This window comes from Serratia sp. CMO1 (assembly GCF_015689115.1).
GTDB lineage: Bacteria > Pseudomonadota > Gammaproteobacteria > Enterobacterales > Enterobacteriaceae > Serratia > Serratia marcescens.
Window position 1 is genome coordinate 2,169,473 of sequence record NZ_CP065032.1, and the last position, 21,532, is coordinate 2,191,004.

A 21,532-nucleotide genomic window follows, 5' to 3' on the forward strand; every position below is an offset into this window, starting at 1 on the left:
TTAGTTCCGCTGATGAATCGAGATGGTGCAGGTGGTGCCGGCGACCAGCGTCAAATCGGCGGGCACGTTGAGCAATTTTATCCGCACCGGCACGCGCTGGGCCAAACGCACCCAAGGCACATTAGGCTTAACGTCCATTAATAGATCGTTGCTGCTGTCGACGCTCTGATCGTAAATGGCGCGCCCGATGCTCTCTACTTCCCCCTGCAGCGGCGTGTTGCCGTTATATAAAACGATGTCCGCTTTATTGCCTTCTTTTATATGCTTCAGCTTGGTTTCTTCGAAATATCCGAGCACATAAAACGAATGCACATCCACCAACGCCACCAGGGGCGTGCCGGCGTTGGCGTAGTTTCCGACGCGTGCCTGCAGGTTGGTGATATAACCGTCGGTTGGCGCATAAATTTTGGTTTTGCTCAAATTCCATTTGGCCTGTTCCAGGTTGGCCAGCGCGGCTTTATAGGCGGCCTTCATTGCCTGAGCGGCTAAATTGGACTCGTCCAAGTCTTCAGCGGAAATAACGTTACGCGGTAAACCGCGGCGGCGGGCAGCCTCGTGGTCCGCTTTGGCCAGATCGGATTGCGCTTTTGCCACCGCGGCCTCGGCATTGTCCAGCGCAATCTGGTAGGGCACCGGGTCGAGGGTAAAAATCAGACTTCCCGCAGGTACGAACTGATTGTCATTCGCGCTTATTTTCTCTAATCTTCCAGAGACTTCAGGGGTGATATTGACGAGTTCGGCGCGCACTTTTCCATCACGGGTCCATGGGGATTGCATATAATAATTCCAGAGCCACCAACCGGCGCAGACGGCAATGGCGCAGACGATCACCGTAGAGAAGTATTTTAATGTTTTATGCTGCATGGGTTACCAACTCGCTAAAATCCATAAGGAACCGCTGACGGTCAGAACGAAAATGGACAGGTCCATCAACATGGGATGCCAGATTTCACCGGAATACATCCAGTCTCTCAGCAGTTGATGAGTCAGCAGCCATAAGACCAGTCCTAGTAAAAAAGCTTTAAATATAGGCGGAAAATAAAGCGATGCCCCCAGGACCAAATCGGGTAAGGGGGATGAGGTGTGTAACCATGATGTATTCACATTAACAATCCCTAAGGGTGAATATGTTGAATATTTGCATAACGATTAAACGATAACGGCCGAAAATAGTGGCTATTTCCACAATATACATTATATACATTTGTGTTTTTAATGTGAGTTACCCAAAATAGTCTAAACTCTGGGAGGTAATGTTAGCATGCTAATTATAAGGAGGGGGAAGTGGAGTCAACATTAGGTTCAGATTTAGCACGATTAGTTCGTGTTTGGCGCGCGCTCATCGATCATCGGCTCAAGCCGTTGGAGCTGACCCAAACGCACTGGGTCACTTTGCACAATATCAATCGTTTGCCGCCGGAGCAGTCGCAAATCCAGTTGGCCAAGGCGATCGGTATCGAGCAACCGTCACTGGTTCGCACGCTGGACCAATTGGAGGAGAAGGGGCTGATCACGCGTCACACCTGTGCCAACGATCGCCGCGCGAAGCGCATCAAGCTGACCGAGGCGGCCGATCCGATCATCAGGGAAGTGGACAGCGTGATCACGTCTACACGCAGTGAGATTTTAAGCGGCATTACCGCCGACGAAGTGCATCTGTTGGTAGGGCTGATTGGCAAGTTAGAACAAAATATCACCGAACTGCAGAACAAATAATAATATTCTTATTTTCTACGATTACAGTTTCACAGCATCAGAAATAAAACCGGAGGCGATTGCCTCCGGTTTGCCGTTTGTCGCCGACTGACTTACAGCGGGGAAACGGTGATGGTGTCGCCCATGCGCGCCATGCGCACACGCTGGCCAGGGCTGAACTTGGTGTCGCCCGCTTTCTGTACCACCACGATGTTCTCTTTCTGGTCGGTCTTGATTTCCAGCTCGTAGCCGGAGGTCCGACCGGCCACTTCACCGATGCTGTTACCCGCCGCGCCGCCGGCAATAGCGCCCGCCGCGGTAGCCAGCGTACGACCGGTGCCGCCGCCAACGGTGTTGCCCAACAGCCCGCCAATCACCGCGCCGCCGATCATCCCCATGGCGTTGGAGCCTTCGCCGCCCTGAATTTTAACCGGACGCACGGAAACCAGCGTCCCGTAGGTGACGGTCTGTACCTGCTTGGCCTGCGAGGACGAGTAGACATCGCCGGACATGGATTCATTGGCACAGCCGGCCAGCGTAACGGCGGCGACGGCAACGACGAGAAGACGCTTGATCATATAAAACTCCTGATGGTAGTAGTCCATAACCTGGCAATGCTCACCAGGCAAGATTCAGTGAAAATGATAGACAAAGTATGGCTGAAAGTTGACACACCGCCATGCTTCATCGCTGCATGCAGCTTAACTTTTCTCTGTTCAACCAATAATAAACCGCGGTTTACCTTTATGACAGCCTTGGCGACATTCCGTCGCCTGTTATGGCACGGTTTAACACATAGCCCGTGCCACAGCGGCGCCAGGGGGCATCTGGCTCACGGTGCGTAAAAAAAGCATCATAATTCATGGCGTTAATCCGGCAATTCTGGTTTATTTGTCAGGATAAATTTTGCTTACCGCGCGGGTTAGAGGATGTTGCTATGAAGTCAGGCCGCTATATAGGCGTCATGTCCGGCACCAGTCTGGACGGAATCGATGTGGTATTGGCCGCGATCGACGATCGCATGGTGGCGCAGCAGGCCAGCTATAGCCATCCGATGCCGATGGCGTTGAAAAAAGAGATCCTGGGGATGTGCCAGGGGCAGCAAACTACGTTGGCCGCCGTCGGCCGGCTGGACGCGCAGTTGGGCTCGCTGTTCGGCGAGGCGGTGCTCGGCCTGCTGAAGCAAACCGGCATCGACGCGGAGCAGGTCACCGCCATCGGTTGCCACGGCCAGACGGTGTGGCACGAGCCGGAAGGCGACGCGCGTTTCTCGATGCAGCTCGGCGATAACAACCGCATCGCCGCGCTGACCAATATCACCACCGTCGGCGATTTCCGCCGGCGTGACATGGCGTACGGTGGGCAGGGCGCCCCGCTGGTGCCGGCATTTCATCAGGCGCTGCTTGGGCATCCCGTCGAGCGGCGCATGGTGCTAAACGTCGGCGGCATCGCCAACCTTTCTCTGCTATTGCCCGGTACGGCAGTGCGCGGTTTCGATACCGGGCCGGGCAACATGCTGATGGACGCCTGGGTGTGGCGCCACCGCGCGCAGCCTTATGATCAGGACGGCGGCTGGGCGATGCAGGGGCGGGTCTGCTTGCCGTTGTTGCAGCAGATGCTGGCGGATCCGTACTTCGCGCAGCCGGCGCCGAAAAGCACCGGCCGCGAGTATTTCAATATCGCTTGGCTGGAACGGCAGCTGGCCGGATTGCCGGCGATTGCGCCGGTCGACGTACAGGCCACGCTCACGGAACTGACCGCCGTCAGCATCAGCGAACAGGTGCAGCTGGCCGGCGGGTGCGAGCGTCTGTTGGTGTGCGGCGGCGGGGCGCGCAACACGCTGCTGATGGCGCGTTTGTCGGCGCTGCTGCCGGGCACGGAAGTTGGGCTGACCGACGATTTCGGCGTCAGCGGTGACGACATGGAGGCGTTGGCCTTTGCCTGGCTGGCCTTCCGTACGCTGTCCGGCCAGGCCGGCAATCTGCCTTCGGTAACCGGCGCCAGCCGTGAAACGGTGCTGGGTGGGATTTATCCGGTTTTGCCATTGGGGGGCCGTTAGCTCTGTTAGGATAGCCTGTGAGGATTTTTCTAAGGAGCAACAGCATGAAAAAAGTCTTTTTCGTCGCCGGCGCGCTGGCGCTGTCCGGCTGCAGTTACATCCTGCCGCAGAGCAGCCAGACGATGCACTATCAGTGTGGCACTACGCCGCTGACGGTGGCGCTCGACGGCAAGGCGAGTGAAGTCAGCCTGCTGATGGATGGCGAGCAGCTGCATCTTAAGCAGGTGCTGGCGCTGACCGGCGCCAAATACAGCGACGGTAAATACACTTTTTGGTCGAAAGACCGTAACGCCTATCTTGAGCGCAACGGCAAGGTAGTCATGAGCGACTGCGTGTTGACGGAGTGAGGGTTGACGGCGGCGTCGGAGCGATTGAGTTCCTGACGCCGCAGGCGCAGAATGTAACGACGGATTTTTTCAGTTGGTCGATAACCCAGATGATTGAAAAGAATGAGTTTGATGTTGCGGACCTGCGCCGTGAATACACCCGGGGCGGCCTGCGCCGCAACGATCTGACCGCCAGCCCGCTCGAACTGTTCGAGCGTTGGTTGAAACAGGCCTGCGACGCGCGCCTGGCGGATCCCACCGCCATGTGCGTCGCGACCGTCGACGAACACGGCCAGCCTTATCAACGCATCGTGCTGCTGAAGCATTTCGATGAGCAGGGGCTGGTGTTCTACACCAACCTCGGCAGCCGCAAGGCGCAACAGCTGGCGCACAACCCGCATATCAGCCTGCTGTTCCCCTGGCACATGCTCGATCGCCAGGTGATTTTCCTCGGCCAGGCGGAGCGTCTGTCGACGCTCGAGGTGCTGAAGTATTTCAACAGCCGGCCGAAGGACAGCCAGATCGGCGCCTGGGTCTCGCAACAATCGTCGCGCATTTCCGCGCGCGGCGTGCTGGAAAGCAAATTCCTCGAGCTGAAGCAGAAGTTCCAGCAGGGCGAGGTGCCGTTGCCGAGTTTCTGGGGCGGATTCCGCGTGAAATTTGACTCTGTCGAGTTCTGGCAAGGCGGCGCCCATCGTCTGCATGACCGTTTCCTGTATCAGCGGGACGGGAATGACTGGAAAATTGACCGACTGGCACCCTGAAGGCGGAAAATCCTCTCTAAGCGCTGGTGCTGATGCCGCCGGCGCTTTATTCTATGCGCTACCCTGAATTTTTATTTCGCCACTGGGCGAAAGGCCGTGTACCGGCAAAGGTGCATTCGTTTATACATGGAGTCATTGATGGCAAGCAGCAACTTGATTAAACAACTGCAAGAGCGGGGCCTCGTTGCCCAGGTTACGGATGAGGAAGCGTTAGCGGAGCGACTGGCGCAAGGGCCAATTGCACTGTATTGCGGTTTCGATCCGACCGCTGACAGCTTGCATTTGGGCCATCTGGTTCCTCTGTTGTGCCTGAAGCGCTTCCAACTGGCCGGCCACAAGCCGGTAGCGTTGGTGGGCGGCGCCACTGGCCTCATCGGCGATCCGAGCTTCAAAGCGGCGGAGCGCAAGCTGAACACCACCGATACGGTGAACGAGTGGGTCGAGAAGATCCGCAAACAGGTTTCCCCGTTCCTCGACTTCGACTGCGGCGACAACAGCGCTATCGCGGCCAACAACTACGACTGGTTCGGCGGCATGAACGTGCTGACCTTCCTGCGTGACATCGGCAAGCACTTCTCCGTCAACCAGATGATCAACAAGGAAGCGGTCAAGCAGCGTCTGAATCGCGACGACTCCGGCATCTCCTTCACTGAGTTCTCGTATAACCTGCTGCAGGGCTACGATTTCTCCGAGCTGTATAACCGCCACCAGGTGGAACTGCAGATCGGCGGTTCCGATCAGTGGGGCAACATCACCTCGGGTATCGATCTGACGCGCCGTCAGCACCAGAAGCAGGTGTTCGGCCTGACCGTGCCGTTGATCACCAAAGCCGACGGCACCAAGTTCGGTAAAACCGAGGGCGGCGCGGTCTGGCTGGCGCCGGAAAAAACCAGTCCGTACAAGTTCTACCAGTTCTGGATCAACACCGCCGACGCCGACGTCTACCGCTTCCTGAAGTTCTTCACCTTCATGAGCCTGGAAGACATCAACGCGCTGGAAGAAGAAGACAAGAACAGCGGTAAGGCGCCACGCGCCCAGTACGTGCTGGCGGAAGAAGTGACCGGCATGGTGCACGGTGCGGAAGGCCTGGCGGCCGCCAAGCGCATCACCCAGAGTCTGTTCTCCGGTGCGCTGCACGACATGACCGAAGCGGACTTCGCCCAACTGGCGCAGGACGGCATGCCGACCATCAAACTTGAGCGCGACGCCGATCTGCAGCAGGCGCTGGTGAATGCCGAACTGGTGCCGTCACGCGGCCAGGCGCGCACCATGATCGGCTCCAACGCGGTGACCATCAACGGCGAGAAGCAGTCCGATGCCGAATACCGCTTCAGCGATTCAGACCGTCTGTTCGGCCGCTACACGCTGTTGCGTCGCGGCAAAAAGCATTACTGCCTGGTGGATTGGCAGTAAGCGTCAGCCAGTCTATATGACATGAAAAGCCCGGGGAGCTCCCCGGGCTTTTTTTATCGCATGGCGCGGATGACGATTAGGCAAACGCCTCCGGCAGCGAGTTTTCGGCCGCAACACCGTTCACGGTGACGGCGGGCGAGTGGTAGTGCAGAGAGACGGCAGCCAGATAAGGATCCTGATTGCCGATCGAGAACACCACATCATCGGCGTCAAAGCTGTGATTATGATTGCTATCCACGATGACATAGAGCGATTTGTCCAACTTTAGCAATCCGACTTCCGCCAGGTTATTGGTACTGGCGCCGTTCGTTATTTTCGCCAGTACCTGTGAGAACAGCGCTTGGGCATTGTCCGTCGCATTCAGGCCACTGAACGCATTTTGTAACTCAGCTTGGGTGGTGGCGCTGCCGTACAAGGTTGCGGTCTTGTCTCCTGTCTTGGAGAAAACCCACGGGTTGTCGGTTTCTCCCACGGAGATGACGCTGTTGGCATAGCCGGTATTGAGCGTGACCATATTGTCTATTTTGCTATCGGTAAAATGTAACGTACCGGCGCTATCCAACGTCGTGTTGCCCTTAACGTCGGCTTTATAGACGGTCAATCCGGTGCGGTCGACCGTTAACTGGTCGCCGGCAAGTTCGGCAATGACATGGGCGAAATCGTCTTTATTGGCCAGCGTGTTTAGCGTGTTGTAGAAAGCGCCGCCGCCGGTGCCGCCTTTTTCTGCGACGAGGAACAGCTTCATGTCGGAGTAATAACGGCGTTCATCGGTAAATTCGCTGCCTATGATGGTTTTCAGGTTATCACTAAAATCTGCGGCAACGGTCAGATTAAGCACCAGCGGCTTATCGCCTGTGTACATATAGCCGCTCAGCATCAACGTGCTAATCGAGTTGTCCCCGCCGCTCAGGGTCAACGTGCGATTTTGCACAATGTCGAGATTGCTGCCCATACGGATTTCGAGCGTTTCTTTATGGTTCGATGTAAAGCTGAAAGTACCCATATTGAGGTTGGTTACCGTATGGCTAGCCGTATCGGTAAAGAACAATTTAAAACTGTCGTCGCTATGTGCCGTATCGCTGATGTGGATACGGCTTTTCGCGGTCAAGTCGCCGCCGAGGGTAAACTGTCCGCTGCTGACGTTGAGCAGCGTTAAATCTCCGGAGTAGGCCGTAATTACCCCTCCAGCCGACCCCGTAGCGTTTTGCGAAGCATTGGGTTGCGCCATTTCGCCTTGTTTTAGCGAGTTGATGTTACCGTAAATCGGGTGGGAGACGGTGGCTTCTTGCGTGAACACCCCAAAGTCAAATACCTTGTTGCCTTCGGTAGCGACCCGCTGCCCGTTAAGATAAATCTCTCCGGTACCGCGATAGTGGGTCAAATCTACATAGTTGAAATATAGGAACTGATTAACGTTATTTGTAATTTCAGCGTCATAGCCGCCGCCGACGCTGGCCGTCAGGTGGACGACCTTGGTGAAAAAATTGGCTGAGACACTATAGTAAGATGTCTCGGGATCGCTATTAAGCGCCGTCGCTTTGAAATCACGGCTGACCCTATTGCCGCTGTCGGCGGTGGCATTGCCTTGCCAGACAAGCTGATGCTTCCCGGCGGCCAGATTGATTTGCGCGGCTGCCGTCGTCATATCGAGCCGGTCGGCGACGACGGTGCTGTTCTTCACGTTGGAAAAGTTAATCCCTTCGGGGGCGTTCAGCAGGTTGCCCTCGCTAAGAAAAAGGGTGACATTCAGGTTTCTCAGCGATTGAAGTATTGCTTCACTGGTGGCGAAGTCGCCCTGCAGCGTGACTTTTTGCAACGATTTGGCAAAGCTGAGATCGACCGCGGAGCCGATCTCGGCGTTAAGGGTGATCTCGCGCAGCTGGCTGATTTCCGCATGGCTTAACGCGTGTTGCTTACCGGTATTCAGGCTGCCGTTGAGGGCGCCGTCGGCATTCGACATCGTGACGTTGCCGCGGATCTGGTATCCCAGCTCGCTGCCAATTTTGTATTCGAGATTGACGAGTTGCTCGTGACTTGGGCTGACTCCGCCCTCCAGCGGCGCTTCCCCGTTGCGGAACGCATGCAAAATATTCAGCGTCGCCTGCAGCGGATTATTGCCGGCTTTGAGCAAAATTGCCTGTTTTTGCAGTTCGCTCAGCGCCGGGCCGTAATACAGTTCGTGATAAATCCTGGCGAAGTCTGCGGCATCTTTGAAGGGGGAGGATTTAGCCAGAATGGTCAGCAGATCGAGCTCGGAGTTCCCCGCGGCGAGGAATTTGCTGTAACTGTCCAGTCCGGTTGATTCCAGCGTGGTCTTTTTCCCCAGTTGCAGAAAGAGCAGCGCCACGCTTTCCTGATAGTTGGCCGCAGCCATCTCACCCGCAGCGTAGACATGGGTAGCATTAAGAAAAGCCTGTTTGGCGGCGGCATGTGCTGTGTCGTTGCGAATATCGGCGATCAGACGCATGATGACGTCGCCTCGCGTTTCGGTGTGATTATTCAACCCGGTGACATAATTGGCGAGCTCGCTTGCGGCAGCATCAACGCCGAAAGTATTTTTATAGACGGTTTTGACGAAGTCTTCATTACTTAACGTGGTCAACGCGCTACGCGTATCGACGAAACGGCCGGCGATATAGCTGGCGTCAGCTTTTCCTGTCGCCAGCACCTGGCTCCAATAATTGACGCCTTCCGCCACCGCGAGGCTGCCTACGATGTAAAACAGGGCTTGAATATCGGCTGCCGCTTCAGCATTCGCGGGATAGGGGGACAAAGCGGGGTGTAAGGTTGTATCAATAATATCAAACAAATGCTGTTGCTGTGCGACCGGTGCCGCAGCATCACCCATATAGCTCTTCACGCCGGCGATAAGATCCTTGGTAATCAGCCCCAGCGTTTTTCCTGCATTGGCTTGCGCGACCAGCGTGGCCAGCAAATCGGGTGCTGGATCGGCGCCTGTCGTATTTTTATAGATGTATTGAATTTTTTGCGACGTTGTCAGGCCGTCATAGCGATGATGCCCATCTTGAGACTGGATGAATTTTTCGGCCAGTTGATCTCTGCTGTACTGCCCCGATTCCAGCTGGCGGGCAAAGAAGTTTAATGCGACGCTATCGGCTTTTTTACCGAGTGTGGCATAAAAAAGGATGGCTACATCCTGTTGTGACGATAATAAACTCATGTTAACCCCTGTGTTGACAAAAAATAAGCATCAACAAGTACAGTCCAAATCCACATGATTGCAATGCGGTTGAGCCTAAGGAAATTCTGTATTTTTCGCGAATGCGGCCGCCGTTTGATGCGACCGCACCCGCAGAGAGTTAGACCAAACTTAGCTCTGTGACGGATGGGGTGGAAGTGCCGGCAAGATCAATAGTCGGCGCCCGATAATGAAGGTTTGCTGCAATCTCATAAATATCTTTATCTCCCAAGGAGAATACAATGTCCTCAGCGTCAAATTGCTTATTGTGATTATTATCAATGATAATGTATGCATTGGTTGCCAACTTGAACACGCCTACGCTTTGCAGATTATTTTCACTGCCGCCATGGGTTATTTTTGATAGCGCCTGAGCAAATATATCTTGCGCCGTGCTGTCGTCTGCGACGGTTAATGAATCAAACAGGGTATTGATGTCGGCCATTTGCGTCAGGCTGCCATAAGGCACGATATTGCCGGATTTTTCGCTGTCGAACAGCCACTGTTGACCCCGAACACCAACGGTAAGCGTGTCGGTCGGCGTGAGAGTGTTAATCGTGACCATGCTGTCGACCGTGCTTTGTTCAAAGTTGATTTTGTTGTGGTGCGCGTATTGATTGGCCATCGCCAGGTTATTCAGCGTGGTATTGCCTTTGATAGTCAGGGTCTGAGTATTGGTGTACTGGATGTTGATCTGTTCGCCGGTCAGTGCGCCGATAATACCGCCATAGGCGCTCGGGTCGTTCAGTGCGGATAGCAGTTTATAAAACTCGCCGCCGCCGCTGCCGGCCTTATCCAGCTTCAGATCGGTTTCAACGCGCGGGATCCCTTCATTCATGGGATCGAAAATGGGTTCAATAACAATATGTTTCAAGCTGTCGCTAAAGTCAGCTTTTACCGTCACTTCCAGCTTTCCTATGCCGCTGATGTTGATCTTGGAAATATTGTTGCCGGCGCCTTCCAGCGCCACCGAGGCGAGTTTCGAACCATTGGCATACAGCCGCAGCTCTTCTTGCGGCCGTGCGCCAATGAAATGGCTGGCGAAACTGAGCGTTCCTGCGTCCAGGCGTTCGATGGCGCTATTTCCGATGCTTACCCCCCAAGGGCCAAATAACGTCGAGGGAGGCGTAACCGGCGCCAGTTCCAGGTGAAGCTTGCTCTGCGCACCGGCATCGCCGTTGATGGTGAGAAAAGGCAGCGTGTCGAAGACGGGAAGATTGATGATATGTACATTATCGGCGAAACCGGAAAGCGTAAGCCCTTGACTTCCCGTCCAGTAATAACCGTCACCACTTTTTACAGCATGGGGCGCCTGCTGTAAGTGGGTGACGCCTGTATAATGGTCGTTATAAATACTGGCCGTTTGATTGATTACGCCATAATCGAATACGTTGGCGCCTTCTGTCGCGATCAATTTGCCATCCAGATAAATGTTTCCGGTACCGCGATAACCTGCCAGATCGATCTGAGGAAAGAATTGGAACTGGTTAACATTGGTTTTGATTATTCCTTCAATACTGCCGCTTGCCGTTGTGGTCAGATAGATATCCTTTAAGATCAGGTTGGCGGAAATAACGCCATCCGCATCAAAATAGTTCTGTGCGGTGAACGTCGTGCTGACAATATTGGCGCTATGATTCACGCCATTGCCATTCCAAAACAGACTGGCACCACCGATGCCAAAAAGAATTTCCATTTTGGCATTGGCGAGATCGAACTTATCGGAAATCACCACCACATCCCGTTCGGTACCAAATGTAATCTTGTCTACCGTTTTGAAGTAAGGGTTATCATCCAGATTAAGCCGCAAAGCGAATCCCTTATTTTTTAGCGAGTTCAGGGCGGTGGTATCGGTTGGCGCACTCCCTTGCAAGGTCACCTCTTTCAACTGGGGCGAATGGCTGAAATCAACGGCGGCCGAGGCATTCACATTAAGAAAGACGTGCGTCAGAGCGGCCAATTCCTCAGGACTCAACGGATGCTGACTGCCGGTGTTCACCGAGCCGCTCAATATGCCGTCGGCGGAGAGCGACAATTCGGCGATAGGCGTGTAATTCAGCGGTTGAGCGATCTTGAGTTGATAGGCGGCGACATCCGTCGACTGAGGCTCACGAGCGCCGTCGAGTGGGAGCATCCCCTTGCAGAATGACGCGATGCTGGTTTGGTATCGATCGTGGCCGGCGTTCTGTAGCAAGGTCAGGGAGACGTCCTGGCTCAGATTTTCGTGATACAGCGAAGCGTAGATTTTTTCGTTGTTGTCAGCCCGCAGGAAGTGGCGGGCGCTGGCCAGCAGCTTAAACTGCTCGACGGAAGGTGTCCCGCTGGCGAGCGAACGGCCAAAGGTATCGAGAGCGGCCGCGTCGGCGAAGGCACCTGACTCACTTTGGCTATCAGCGCTTTTCTCAAGCTGTTTAGCTAAATAAGTCAAGGTATTGGCATCGGCCTTCTTTCCCCATTGAAGTTTCAGTAAGCTCATGAAATATATCCTCTGGATACGCTGAAGTGATAGTGAATGAATAGACAATTACAGTTCATAAGGGCCGAAATGCAATGTTAGGCCAGTCTGAGGATGGCCTGATTTTTCCCGCTGTCACTGCCTTGTCGGTCGGTTCTCGGCTTTTTTTGGATCGGACTTTTCGCTACAATATGCCGCCGTCGAAAGCATAAAAATTCCTCTCATTTCTTGTTTTTAACAGCGCCGGCATGACGTTTTCGCGTTGTGCACCCATTATCATTTCGCCGCGGGCTGATGCACACGGCATGGCGAGGTCAGTTGTTCCGATGAAAAACATTCTTTCTATCCAGTCGCACGTGGTGTTTGGTCACGCCGGCAACAGTGCGGCTGAATTTCCGATGCGCCGCATGGGCGTCAACGTCTGGCCGCTGAACACGGTACAGTTCTCCAACCATACGCAATACGGCCAGTGGACCGGCTGCGTCATGCCGGCCAATCACCTGACCGAGATCGCGCAGGGCATCGCCAATATCGATCAGCTGAAGCGCTGTGATGCGGTATTGAGTGGCTATATCGGTTCGCCGGAGCAGGGCGACCATATTCTGGAGATCGTGCGTCAGGTTAAGCAGGCGAACCCGAATGCCTGGTATTTCTGCGATCCGGTGATGGGACATCCGGAAAAAGGCTGCATCGTGGCGCCGGGCGTGGCCGAGTTTCACTGTCGCCAGGCGTTGCCGTGCAGCGACATGATGGCGCCGAACCTGCTGGAGTTGGAGATGCTGAGCCAGATGGCCGTCGCCAACGTGGCCGATGCGGTGCAGGCCGCCCGCGCGCTGATCGCCAAAGGGCCGCGGCTGGTGCTGGTCAAGCACCTGGCCCGCGCCGGCTATCACGCCGACTGCTTCGAAATGCTGCTGGTGACGGCGGACGAGGCTTGGCACATCAGCCGGCCGCTGGTGGACTTCGGCGCGCGTCAACCGGTCGGCGTCGGCGATTTGACCAGCGGTCTGCTGCTGGTGGATCTGCTGAAGGGTGAGGCGCTGGATAAAGCGCTGGAGCACGTGACCGCCGCCGTGTATGAGGTGATGCTGACGACTCAGGAGATGGGGGAATACGAGCTGCAGGTAGTGGCGGCGCAGGATCGGATCGTGCAGCCGCGCAGCGAGTTCAAAGCGGTAAAACTGTAAGTGCAACGGGCCCCGGCGATAGCCACCGGGGCCGAATGTTTACTTCAATCCTTCGGCGTTCAGCGCCGCATCCACCGCCGGGCGCGCCGCAACGCGATCGAACCAGGCCGCCAGATGGGCGTGCTTGCGCACGTCAAACTGCAGGGCGAATGCCCAGCGCAGCACGGTGAACAGGTAGGCGTCAGCCACGCTGAAACGGCTCCCCAACAGGAAGTGCTGCTTCGCCAGTACCGAATCCAGATAGCTGAACTGCTGCTCCAGCTTGGCGCGCGCGATGGTTTTGTATTCCTCGGGCGTTTTCGGGTTGAACAGCGGGCTGAATCCTTTGTGCAGCTCGGTGGCAATGTAGTTCAGCCATTCGATCGCGTGGTAGCGCGACAGGGTGCCCGCCGCCGGGATCAGGTTGCGATCCGGCACGCGGTCCGCCAGATATTGCACGATCGCCACGCCTTCGGTCAGTAGGCTGCCGTCATCCAGCAGCAGCGCCGGGACCTGTCCCTTGGGGTTGATGGCGAGGTAATCGGCGCCGCTCTCGGTTTTCTTCTGCGCCAGATCGACCTTCTCCGCCGTAAAATCCAGCCCTGCCTCACGCAGCACGATATGCGGGGACAGCGAACAGGCGCCGGCTTTATAGAACAGTTTCATCGGAAGCTCCTTGTTGATGACGAATGACGGGCATGCTTAACCTCTCATCGTAGTCCCGTGGCGCCAAAATTACAGCGGCTTAGCTAACAAATTTAACCGACGATCGCCTCTGCGGGCTGCAGTTGCGCCAGCGTCGCGGCGATCTGTTGCTGCAGCGCCGGCGGCGCCACCTGCATCGGCGAACGCAATTCGTTGGCGATCAGCCCCTGCTGGGCCAGCACCGTCTTGACCGGCGCCGGATTCGGGAAGCTGAACATCTGGTGGATCATCGGCAGCAGCTCATAGAAGTTGCTGCGCGCCGCGGCCAGATCGCCGGCGGCGACCTGCTGCACCAGCTGGACGAAACGTTCCGGGTGAACATGCGCGGCGGCGGAGATGGCGCCGGTGCCGCCCAGGCACAGCGTGGTGAGGATCAGATTGTCTTCCCCGGTCATCACATCGATTTCGCCATCGGCGATCAGCGCCATGGTGGCGTCAGGGTTGCCGCCGCAGTCCTTGATGGCGGTGATGCGCGGATGGCGAGCGAGCCGGCGCAGCGTGGCCAGCTCCATGGCGATGCCGGTGCGCTGCGGAATGTTGTACAGGATCACCGGCACGGCGGAGGCGTCGGCCAACTGGGTAAAATAGTCGATCAGGCCGCATTGCGAAGGGCGGATGTAGTAAGGCGCCGGGATCAGCACGCCAGCGATGTCGCGCAGCTGAATGGCCTGCTGCATTTGCAGTGTGGCGGCCATGTTATTGCCGGAAAGGCCCATCACCACCTGGCGTGCAGGCGCCACCTCCAATACGGCGTCGAGCACCGCCAGCTGTTCTTCTTTGCTCAGCGCAGCGGCTTCACCGGTGGAGCCGCAGACCACCAGACCATCGACGCCGGCGTCGAGCAGGTGCCGCGCCAGGCGTTGCACCGCCGGCAGGTCGACGGCGTCGTGATTGAAAGGGGTAACCATCGCCACCCAAATACCCGAAAATGAGGCCATAAAATATTCCTTCTGTGTGACCGACAGAGAAGCCAGATGAGAAAATTGAAGGCGGGGCGTTGCGTGCCATCCAATCAGCTCATCTGACGGGACAGCGCGCCCCGGTCAAATGAGCGTCTGTTTCTTCGATGTAACCGCCGCCAAACCGCCAACGAGCAACGCAGGTGTCATCAGAATATCAGCGTTGCGTGGGTAGGCCATGGCAGTCTCGCGAAAAGGGGAAGTGGGGTGATAATGAATATTCTTCATCAGACTGTCAATTTACAACAGATTGATAACATTGTTATTCATGATTCACCGGTGAGGATGAGTTTGGCTAATAAATAAAAATCCCCGCCGCGGCGGGGAGGGTTGAGTTGGCTCAGCGCGGCGGGCGGGAGCCGATGGTGGCGGACCAACTGAAAGTGTCGCCGCTCGGCCGGTAGCGATTGGCTTTGCGTTCTGCACGCTCCGCCTTGGCGAGCTTCGCTCTGGCGGCCATGATGCGCGCCACCACTTCATCCTTGACCTTGTGCTGTTCGGCATTGGTCAGCGGCCTGCCATGGCTTTTACGCGCCTTGTCCAATTCGGTTTTCACTTCCCGCTGTTCGCTTTCCGTCATCTCTTTCAACGTCAACTTTTTCATCTGTGCCGCCCGTTCGGTGAAGTTGACTTACAGTTTAGCGGCGTTATATGACCGAAAATGTTATGGGCATAACGAAAATGCCCCATAGGCCGGCATTACACCTCTTCCAGCAGATCGTCGACAAAGCGCCGCATGCGTTCGGTGCGCTGTTCGGCCATCTGCCGCCCGGCGGCGGTCTGGAAGCCGTCTTGCAGTTTGAACAGCTTGGTTTCGAAGTGATCCAGGCTGAAACGCTTGTCGTCGTATTGGCGATGTTCAGCCCGCGGGTCGGCGGCGTCGTACAGCGCGCTGCGCATGCGGCCGCCGATATAGAAGCAGCGCGCCACGCCGATAAGGCCGATAGCGTCGAGGCGATCGGCATCCTGCAGGATCTTCGCCTCCAGCGTTTGCGGCGGGATGCCGGCGGAAAAACTGTGCGCTTCAATGGCGTGAGCCACCGCCGCGATGTCCGCCGGCGCCCATTCCAGCCGGGTCAGCGTCAGCGTGGCTTGCTCCGCCGCCATGCGCGAGGCCAGATGGCGCTGCGGCGAATTCTTTTCCACCGCGACGGCGTCGTGCAGCAGCACCGCCGCGCAGAGAATGCGCCGGTCGCCGCCTTCCAGCTTGCTGATCCGACGGCAGTTCTTCCAGACCCGATGCAGGTGCGCCACGTCATGCGAACCGTCGTCCGACTCGAGGGTGAGCGGCAACAGCGTTTGCGCCAGCGTCTGGTAGGGGGAAAACGGTTGTAACAACTCTTGCGTCAGCGAGGGTAAAGACACGTTCAGCTCCTGTTGGGGAAAATCGGTCAATCAGCATAGCCGTGTCGGATGCCGGGAAAATGACAGAAAAATGGCTATTGTTTACTAAAGTGCAACCCACTATTGTCATAACTGCGGTTTTTGCAGCGAAACAAGCAACCTAGAATAGCCGCATTCCGCCGTCTCCGCTTGGTGAGAGCCTGTGTCCGCGGGGATGGCCGGAATATCCTCATCAGCCATTTGGAGAAGAGACATGCCAACCCCTCTTGAAATAGTGCGCGCAACCTATGAAGGCAGCTCCGAAGAAAACGGCCGTAATCTGCTGGCGGCGCTGGCCCCCGATGCCGAGTGGACCGAAGCCGCCGGTTTCCCTTACGCCGGTACCTATATCGGCCCGGAGAACATCATCAAGAACGTGCATCAGCGCCTGGGCAGCGAATGGCAAGGTTACCGCGCCGACGTCGATCACTTTTACGACGCCGGCGACAACGTGATCGCTCAGGGTTTTTATCACGGCACCTACCGGGCCACCGGCAAATCCTTCAGCGCCTCTTTTGCGCATATTTATACGCTGCGCGCCGGCAAAATCGTGAAGTTCGTGCAGATCGTCGACAGTGCTAAAGTGCTGGAGGCGATGCAGCCTTAATCGCCGCTGCGCTTGCCGAATTTGCGGTCGAACTCGCGCCGATAACCCCGGGCCTTGTTGCGATCGCGGATCCACAAATAGCCGCATACCAGCGCAACCGCTCCCGAGAAGGTGACGTTGCGCATATCCCGGTCATACCAAAACACCAACAGCGCATCCAGCGCCGCAATCAGCGCGATCCATTTGTACATATGGGATTGGCGCCGCGTGGCGGCGTTGAGTCGTTTTAACTGTCTGGCTTCGTCCAACACCGGTTTTTGCTGCATAGCGTTTCGTTATCGTCAGGCTGTTCACGCTAAATTAGCAGAATTTCCCTCACCGTCGCAAAGATTAACGCGCGGCGCCATGCGGTTTTCATCGCCCCTGGCACGGCGCAGAAAATTTATGCGCGGGCGCTTGAATTGTTCATCGGGCGTGATAGGTTGTTTATTCGTTATTTTTGGTTTTTTATTCAAAATTCACCGTGTCATCAAGCTGCAGCACGGGGCGGTTAACGTGATGGGTTCGACGCATGCGGCGGTTAACTTCGGCAGGAGGATGTGATGAACGATAAAACGGCACGCCCGCAGGATGTGGTTCAACAACAGCTTGACGCCTATAACGCCCGCGACATCGAGGCCTTTATGGCCTGCTGGGCGGACGACGCCCAGTATTACGAACATCCAGACACGCTGTTGGCCAGCGGCAAAGCGGCGATCCGTGAACGGCATCTGGTGCGTTTCCAGGAGCCGAGTCTGTATGGCGAACGGATAAAACGCATGGCGGTAGGCAATATGGTAGTCGATCAGGAGGTGGTGACGCGCAATTTCCCGCAGGGGCGCGGCAAAATGGATGTCATCGCCATCTATGAAGTGGAGCAGGGGCGGATCGCCAAAGCCTGGTTCAAGATCGGCCCCTGCGTGCCGGATGAGGGCGCGCTCTAGCCGCGCATTATTGCAACGCCATCACCGCCTCTATTTCCACACACACCGCGGGTGAGAACAACGCGCTGACCGCCATCAGTGAACAGGCCGGCAGCGCGCCATCGAAATAGTCAAACAGCACCGGGCGCACGCCCGCCAGATCGGCGATGTCGGTCAGGAACACGCTGATTTTAATCAATGCCTTGAGGTTGACGCCTTCGCTGGCGGCAATGGTGGCCAGCTGTTCGAGGATCTCCTGCGTTTGCTCCGGCGCGCTCAACCCCTGAGCGTCGGTGGCGAAAGCCGTCAATCCGGAAACGTATAAGCGATCGCCGTGGCGCACCGCATGCACATAGGGGCCGCCCGGCGTCGGCAACTGCGGATAATTCGTGCGTTTTAATGATGTCATGGTCAAACCCCGCGCAAGACCGGTTAAAAAAATCGATAAACTTGGTTAGGATACTGAAGAAACGGCGGCCAGGCGCCGCGCACCGATGATATTTGAGAGTATCATCCCTCTTTTTTATACGTCGTCTTCACCCGAATGTGACAGTGCGGCGCAGCTCGGCCACAAGGACGCATGAGACGATGAACCCGATTTTTACTCCCTACCTGCAACGCTGGCAACTGGAACAGGACGGCAAAGCCTTCGAAACCCACAGCAGTCTGCTGATGCCGGTGCGTTACCGGGGCGAGGCCGCCATGCTGAAGATCGCCCGCGAGCAGGAGGAGCGCTTCGGCGGCCAGCTCATGTGCTGGTGGCGCGGGGAAGGCGCCGCGCTGGTGCTGGCGTGGCACGACGACGGCATTCTGCTGGAGCGCGCGCAGGGCGAAGGTTCGTTGGCGCAGTTGGTGCGTGATGGCGACGATGAGCAGGCCACGCAGATCCTGTGTCGGGCGATCGCCGCCTTGCATGCGCCGCGAGAGGCACCGCTGCCCGAATTGATCCCGCTGCAGGAGTGGTTCAGCTCGCTGTGGCCGGCGGCGCAGGCGCACGGCGGCATGCTGCGCCTCAGCGCCACAACGGCGGCGGAATTGCTGAGCAGCCCGCGAGAAGAAAGCGTGCTGCACGGCGACATCCACCATGACAATGTGCTCGACTTCGGCGAACGCGGCTGGCTGGCGATCGACCCCAAGCGTTTGTACGGCGAACGGGGCTTCGATTACGCCAATATCTTCTGCAATCCCAACTACGGTATCGCCACCGATCCGGCCATTTTCCAGCGCCGCGTGGAACAGGTGTGCCGGTTGGCCGGGTTGGAGCGCCGGCGCTTGTTGCAATGGATCCTGGCCTGGTCGGGGCTCTCCGCCGCTTGGTTCATGGAAGACGGGCAGGCGGCGGATATCGACTTCCGCGTGGCCGAACTGGCGGCGCGCGCGTTGGATATCCCGTTGCCGGACGGCGATTCAGGGTTCATCCTGCCAGTAATCGAGCGAGGTTGAAGGGCGCTGCAGGTAGCGCACCTGCTCGCCGTCTGCGCTGCGCGCCATCGCCTGGTATTTGCCGGAATCCGGGTACATCACCAGCTCCGGCTGTTCGCGCGTGCTGACGGACAGGTACTTCAGCGGCGCATCGGAAGTGTTGATGATCTGGTGCGGGTATTCCGGGCCCGGCGGAATGAAAATGACATCTCCGCTGACGATCGGCAGCATTTCTCCAGCCACCCGCAGCGTACCGCTGCCTTCCAGAATGATGAACATTTCTTCCTGAGCGTAGTGAAAATGGTAGGGGCAGGAACGCATGCCCGGCGCCACGCAATCGAAAGAGGCGCCCAGTTTGTCGGCGGCGGTGCCGGTGCCGAGACGGGCGCCGACGCTGTCATACAGCGGCGGCCGCCGGTCATGTTTCATCTCTACCTGTTCGACATTGCGTATCAGGCGCTGAGCTAACAGCGCGGCTTTCTCAGTCATAAGCTTCCTTGGTGACGGCGTCACTTATTAGGTGAATTGACAGTCAGACGACAGAGAAAGTGAAGGCGCCACGGCGTCGCTTGTCAATGTAGACCGCCCGTTACGCCTCGGAGGTTCGCCGCGGCAGCGACAGCAGCAGATGGGCGATGGCGCCGCCGACAATCCCCCAGAAGGCAGAACCGATGCCGAGCAGCGTGACGCCGGAGGCGGTGATGAGGAAGGCGATCAGCGCCGCGTCGCGCTGTTTTTCATCATGCAGCGCGCGTTGCAGGCTGCCGCCAATGGTGCCGAGCAACGCCAGCCCGGCAATGGTGTGGATCAAGGCGACCGGCAACGCGCTGAATAGCAGGCCGATGGCGCCGCCGAACAGACCGGCCAGCAGATAGAAGCCGCCGGCGGCCACTGCGCCCATATAGCGCCGCTGCGGATCGGGATGCACATCCGGCCCCATGCAGATGGCGGCGGTAATGGCCGCGATGCACACCGAGAAACCGCCGAATGGCGCCAGCAGCAGCGCGGTCAGAGCCGTCCAGGCGATCAGCGGTGAGGTGGGGACGCGGTAGCCCGCCGCCTGCAGCGTAGCGATCCCGGGGGCGTTCTGTGAAGCCATTGTGACCACGAAGAAGGGCACGCCGATGCCGAGCAGCGTCGGCCAGCTGAAATGCGGCGCGATAAATTCCGGCACGGCGAACGCCGGCGTCTGTTGCGCCAGCTGGATATCGCCCTGCAGCGCGGCGATCGCCAACCCAATCGCCAGCGTCAATACGATGGCGTAGCGCGGCAGGAAACGGCGGCTGAGCAGATAGGCCAGCCCCATGCCGGCGCTGAGGGGAAAATTGAGCTGCAGCGAAGCGAAGGCGTCCAGCCCGAAACGCAGCAGGATCCCCGCCAGCATCGCCGCAGAAATCGCCTGTGGAATATAGCCCATCAGGCGGGCAAACAGCCCGGTGACGCCGCAGAGCAGGATCAGACCGGAGGCGAAGATAAACACGCCGATCGCCTCGTTGATCGGCGTGCCGGGCAGGCTGGTGACCAGCAGCGCCGCGCCGGGCGTCGACCAGGCGGTGAGGATCGGCGTGCGATAGTAAAGCGACAGCCCGAGGGAGGTGACGCCCATTGCGATCCCCAGTGCGCTCAGCCAGCCGCCGATCTGCGCCGGCGTGGCGCCCGCGGCGGCGGCGGCCTGGAAAATGATGGCGGCAGAGCTGGTATAACCGACCAGAACGGCGACAAAACCGGCCATGACGGCAGGCAGGGTCAGATGACGCAGGGTGACGGCAGGGCGCATGGGCAGCTCCAATCGGTGGTTGTGCGTTATAACGCACAGCGAGAAATCAGCATAGCATCGTGCGTTATAGCGCACAAGCGGGTATAATCGGGCACGATACGCAGAGGAGAACAGGATGCAGGAACTTGCCGGCCATTTGGCGCACACCCTGCGCACGTTGCGCGCACAGCGCGGTTGGAGCCTGACGCAGGCGGCGGAATACACCGGCGTCAGCAAGGCGATGCTCGGGCAGATTGAACGCGGCGAGTCCAGCCCGACGGTGGCGACGCTGTGGAAGATCGCCACCGGTTTCAACGTGGCGTTTTCCGCCTTCCTTGAGGCCTCGCCCGCGCAGCAGCAGGCGACGCTGCATCGCTACGGCGAGCTGCCGGTGTACGATCAGGACAATGCCGATATGCGCGTGGTGCCGCTGTTTCCCTACGATCGCCAACTGGGTTTCGACATGTTCGTCATCGATCTCGCGCCGGGCGCGCTCAGCGAATCGTCGCCGCATGAGCCGGGCGTGATCGAGCATGTGATCGTGATCAGCGGCCGGTTGGAATTGGCGATAAACGGCGAGTGGCACCGCCTGGCGGCCGGCGAGGCGATGCGCTTTCAGGCCGATCGGCCGCATGCCTACCGCAACGCCGGTTCACAAACGGTGCGTATCCACGATCTGATCCACTATCCTCAATCCTGAATCAACGCGGCGGCCGTGGGC

Annotated in this window: 23 protein-coding genes; 10 read left to right on the forward strand and 13 right to left on the reverse strand. The window is 57.5% G+C overall.

The window, feature by feature from the left end; translation table 11 throughout:
• Positions 1–864: an HlyD family secretion protein gene (locus IT763_RS10415; protein WP_004931305.1), complete on the reverse strand. Its 864-nt coding sequence runs from the start codon at positions 862–864 to the stop codon at positions 1–3.
• A gap of 3 nt (positions 865–867) precedes the next feature.
• Entirely contained in the window at positions 868–1,104 is a 237-nt protein-coding gene (locus tag IT763_RS10420; RefSeq protein WP_197758028.1) for a DUF1656 domain-containing protein, read from the reverse strand.
• 180 nt (positions 1,105–1,284) lie between these two features.
• On the opposite strand from IT763_RS10420, the gene slyA reads away from it, so the two are divergent.
• On the forward strand, positions 1,285–1,716 hold the full coding sequence (gene slyA / locus IT763_RS10425) for a transcriptional regulator SlyA (protein WP_004931301.1): 432 nt from the start codon (positions 1,285–1,287) through the stop codon (positions 1,714–1,716).
• A 92-nt stretch (positions 1,717–1,808) separates the two neighbouring features.
• On the opposite strand, the gene IT763_RS10430 is transcribed toward slyA, so the two are convergent.
• Positions 1,809–2,273 (reverse strand): glycine zipper 2TM domain-containing protein, encoded by a 465-nt coding sequence (locus IT763_RS10430; RefSeq protein ID WP_028128178.1) that lies wholly within the window; start codon positions 2,271–2,273, stop codon positions 1,809–1,811.
• A gap of 359 nt (positions 2,274–2,632) precedes the next feature.
• Here IT763_RS10430 and anmK point away from each other — a divergent pair, with 359 nt between their 5' ends.
• The 4 genes from anmK to tyrS all read left to right on the forward strand — a co-directional run bounded on the left by anmK (position 2,633) and on the right by tyrS (position 6,257).
• Positions 2,633–3,754, forward strand: a complete 1,122-nt coding sequence (anmK, locus tag IT763_RS10435) for an anhydro-N-acetylmuramic acid kinase (protein ID WP_016927911.1) — start codon at positions 2,633–2,635, stop codon at positions 3,752–3,754.
• 44 nt (positions 3,755–3,798) lie between these two features.
• Complete coding sequence (locus tag IT763_RS10440; RefSeq protein WP_016927910.1) at positions 3,799–4,101, forward strand: MliC family protein; 303 nt, start codon at positions 3,799–3,801, stop codon at positions 4,099–4,101.
• Between the two features lie 89 nt (positions 4,102–4,190).
• Positions 4,191–4,844 carry a pyridoxamine 5'-phosphate oxidase gene (gene pdxH / locus IT763_RS10445; RefSeq protein WP_028128179.1) on the forward strand — a complete coding sequence of 218 codons (654 nt, stop codon included), beginning with the start codon at positions 4,191–4,193 and terminating at the stop codon, positions 4,842–4,844.
• Positions 4,845–4,982: 138 nt separating this feature from the next.
• Positions 4,983–6,257 carry a tyrosine--tRNA ligase gene (gene tyrS / locus IT763_RS10450; RefSeq protein ID WP_049300531.1) on the forward strand — a complete coding sequence of 425 codons (1,275 nt, stop codon included), beginning with the start codon at positions 4,983–4,985 and terminating at the stop codon, positions 6,255–6,257.
• A 76-nt stretch (positions 6,258–6,333) separates the two neighbouring features.
• On the opposite strand, the gene IT763_RS10455 is transcribed toward tyrS, so the two are convergent.
• Entirely contained in the window at positions 6,334–9,438 is a 3,105-nt protein-coding gene (locus IT763_RS10455) for a DUF4214 domain-containing protein (RefSeq protein WP_206195390.1), read from the reverse strand.
• A 139-nt stretch (positions 9,439–9,577) separates the two neighbouring features.
• The gene (locus IT763_RS10460; RefSeq protein ID WP_164052863.1) at positions 9,578–11,932 is read right to left on the reverse strand and encodes a hypothetical protein; all 2,355 of its coding nucleotides are present in this window, start codon (positions 11,930–11,932) and stop codon (positions 9,578–9,580) included.
• Between the two features lie 305 nt (positions 11,933–12,237).
• Here IT763_RS10460 and pdxY point away from each other — a divergent pair, with 305 nt between their 5' ends.
• Positions 12,238–13,098: a pyridoxal kinase PdxY gene (pdxY, locus tag IT763_RS10465; RefSeq protein ID WP_033640488.1), complete on the forward strand. Its 861-nt coding sequence runs from the start codon at positions 12,238–12,240 to the stop codon at positions 13,096–13,098.
• Positions 13,099–13,137: 39 nt separating this feature from the next.
• Here the strand turns inward: pdxY and gstA are convergent, their stop codons facing one another.
• The 4 genes from gstA to IT763_RS10485 all read right to left on the reverse strand — a co-directional run bounded on the left by gstA (position 13,138) and on the right by IT763_RS10485 (position 16,136).
• The gene (gene gstA / locus IT763_RS10470) at positions 13,138–13,743 is read right to left on the reverse strand and encodes a glutathione transferase GstA (RefSeq protein WP_016927904.1); all 606 of its coding nucleotides are present in this window, start codon (positions 13,741–13,743) and stop codon (positions 13,138–13,140) included.
• A 92-nt stretch (positions 13,744–13,835) separates the two neighbouring features.
• A complete protein-coding gene (gene dapA, locus IT763_RS10475) occupies positions 13,836–14,720 on the reverse strand; it encodes a 4-hydroxy-tetrahydrodipicolinate synthase (protein ID WP_049300527.1) in 885 nt (294 codons plus the stop codon).
• 361 nt (positions 14,721–15,081) lie between these two features.
• Positions 15,082–15,345: a DUF3811 domain-containing protein gene (locus IT763_RS10480; RefSeq protein WP_004938373.1), complete on the reverse strand. Its 264-nt coding sequence runs from the start codon at positions 15,343–15,345 to the stop codon at positions 15,082–15,084.
• Positions 15,346–15,440: 95 nt separating this feature from the next.
• Complete coding sequence (locus IT763_RS10485; RefSeq protein ID WP_079449294.1) at positions 15,441–16,136, reverse strand: HD domain-containing protein; 696 nt, start codon at positions 16,134–16,136, stop codon at positions 15,441–15,443.
• A 202-nt stretch (positions 16,137–16,338) separates the two neighbouring features.
• On the opposite strand from IT763_RS10485, the gene IT763_RS10490 reads away from it, so the two are divergent.
• A complete protein-coding gene (locus IT763_RS10490) occupies positions 16,339–16,731 on the forward strand; it encodes a nuclear transport factor 2 family protein (RefSeq protein ID WP_004938379.1) in 393 nt (130 codons plus the stop codon).
• On the opposite strand, the gene IT763_RS10495 is transcribed toward IT763_RS10490, so the two are convergent.
• Positions 16,728–16,997, reverse strand: coding sequence for a hypothetical protein (locus IT763_RS10495; protein ID WP_004938382.1), 270 nt, complete (start codon positions 16,995–16,997; stop codon positions 16,728–16,730). The genes IT763_RS10490 and IT763_RS10495 overlap by 4 nt on opposite strands.
• Before the next feature lie 276 nt (positions 16,998–17,273).
• Here IT763_RS10495 and IT763_RS10500 point away from each other — a divergent pair, with 276 nt between their 5' ends.
• Positions 17,274–17,654 (forward strand): nuclear transport factor 2 family protein, encoded by a 381-nt coding sequence (locus tag IT763_RS10500; protein ID WP_015377744.1) that lies wholly within the window; start codon positions 17,274–17,276, stop codon positions 17,652–17,654.
• Positions 17,655–17,661: 7 nt separating this feature from the next.
• Here IT763_RS10500 and IT763_RS10505 read toward each other — a convergent pair whose 3' ends face one another.
• On the reverse strand, positions 17,662–18,042 hold the full coding sequence (locus IT763_RS10505) for a RidA family protein (protein WP_028128181.1): 381 nt from the start codon (positions 18,040–18,042) through the stop codon (positions 17,662–17,664).
• A 188-nt stretch (positions 18,043–18,230) separates the two neighbouring features.
• Here IT763_RS10505 and IT763_RS10510 point away from each other — a divergent pair, with 188 nt between their 5' ends.
• Positions 18,231–19,076, forward strand: coding sequence for an aminoglycoside phosphotransferase family protein (locus tag IT763_RS10510; protein ID WP_370446670.1), 846 nt, complete (start codon positions 18,231–18,233; stop codon positions 19,074–19,076).
• Here the strand turns inward: IT763_RS10510 and IT763_RS10515 are convergent.
• A complete protein-coding gene (locus tag IT763_RS10515; RefSeq protein WP_004938395.1) occupies positions 19,041–19,544 on the reverse strand; it encodes a cupin domain-containing protein in 504 nt (167 codons plus the stop codon). The two genes, IT763_RS10510 and IT763_RS10515, sit on opposite strands and share 36 nt — an antisense overlap.
• 100 nt (positions 19,545–19,644) lie before the next feature.
• On the reverse strand, positions 19,645–20,832 hold the full coding sequence (locus tag IT763_RS10520) for a benzoate/H(+) symporter BenE family transporter (protein WP_164052860.1): 1,188 nt from the start codon (positions 20,830–20,832) through the stop codon (positions 19,645–19,647).
• Positions 20,833–20,947: 115 nt separating this feature from the next.
• On the opposite strand from IT763_RS10520, the gene IT763_RS10525 reads away from it, so the two are divergent.
• Positions 20,948–21,511 carry a helix-turn-helix domain-containing protein gene (locus IT763_RS10525; protein WP_049300525.1) on the forward strand — a complete coding sequence of 188 codons (564 nt, stop codon included), beginning with the start codon at positions 20,948–20,950 and terminating at the stop codon, positions 21,509–21,511.
• Positions 21,512–21,532 lie beyond the last annotated feature (21 nt).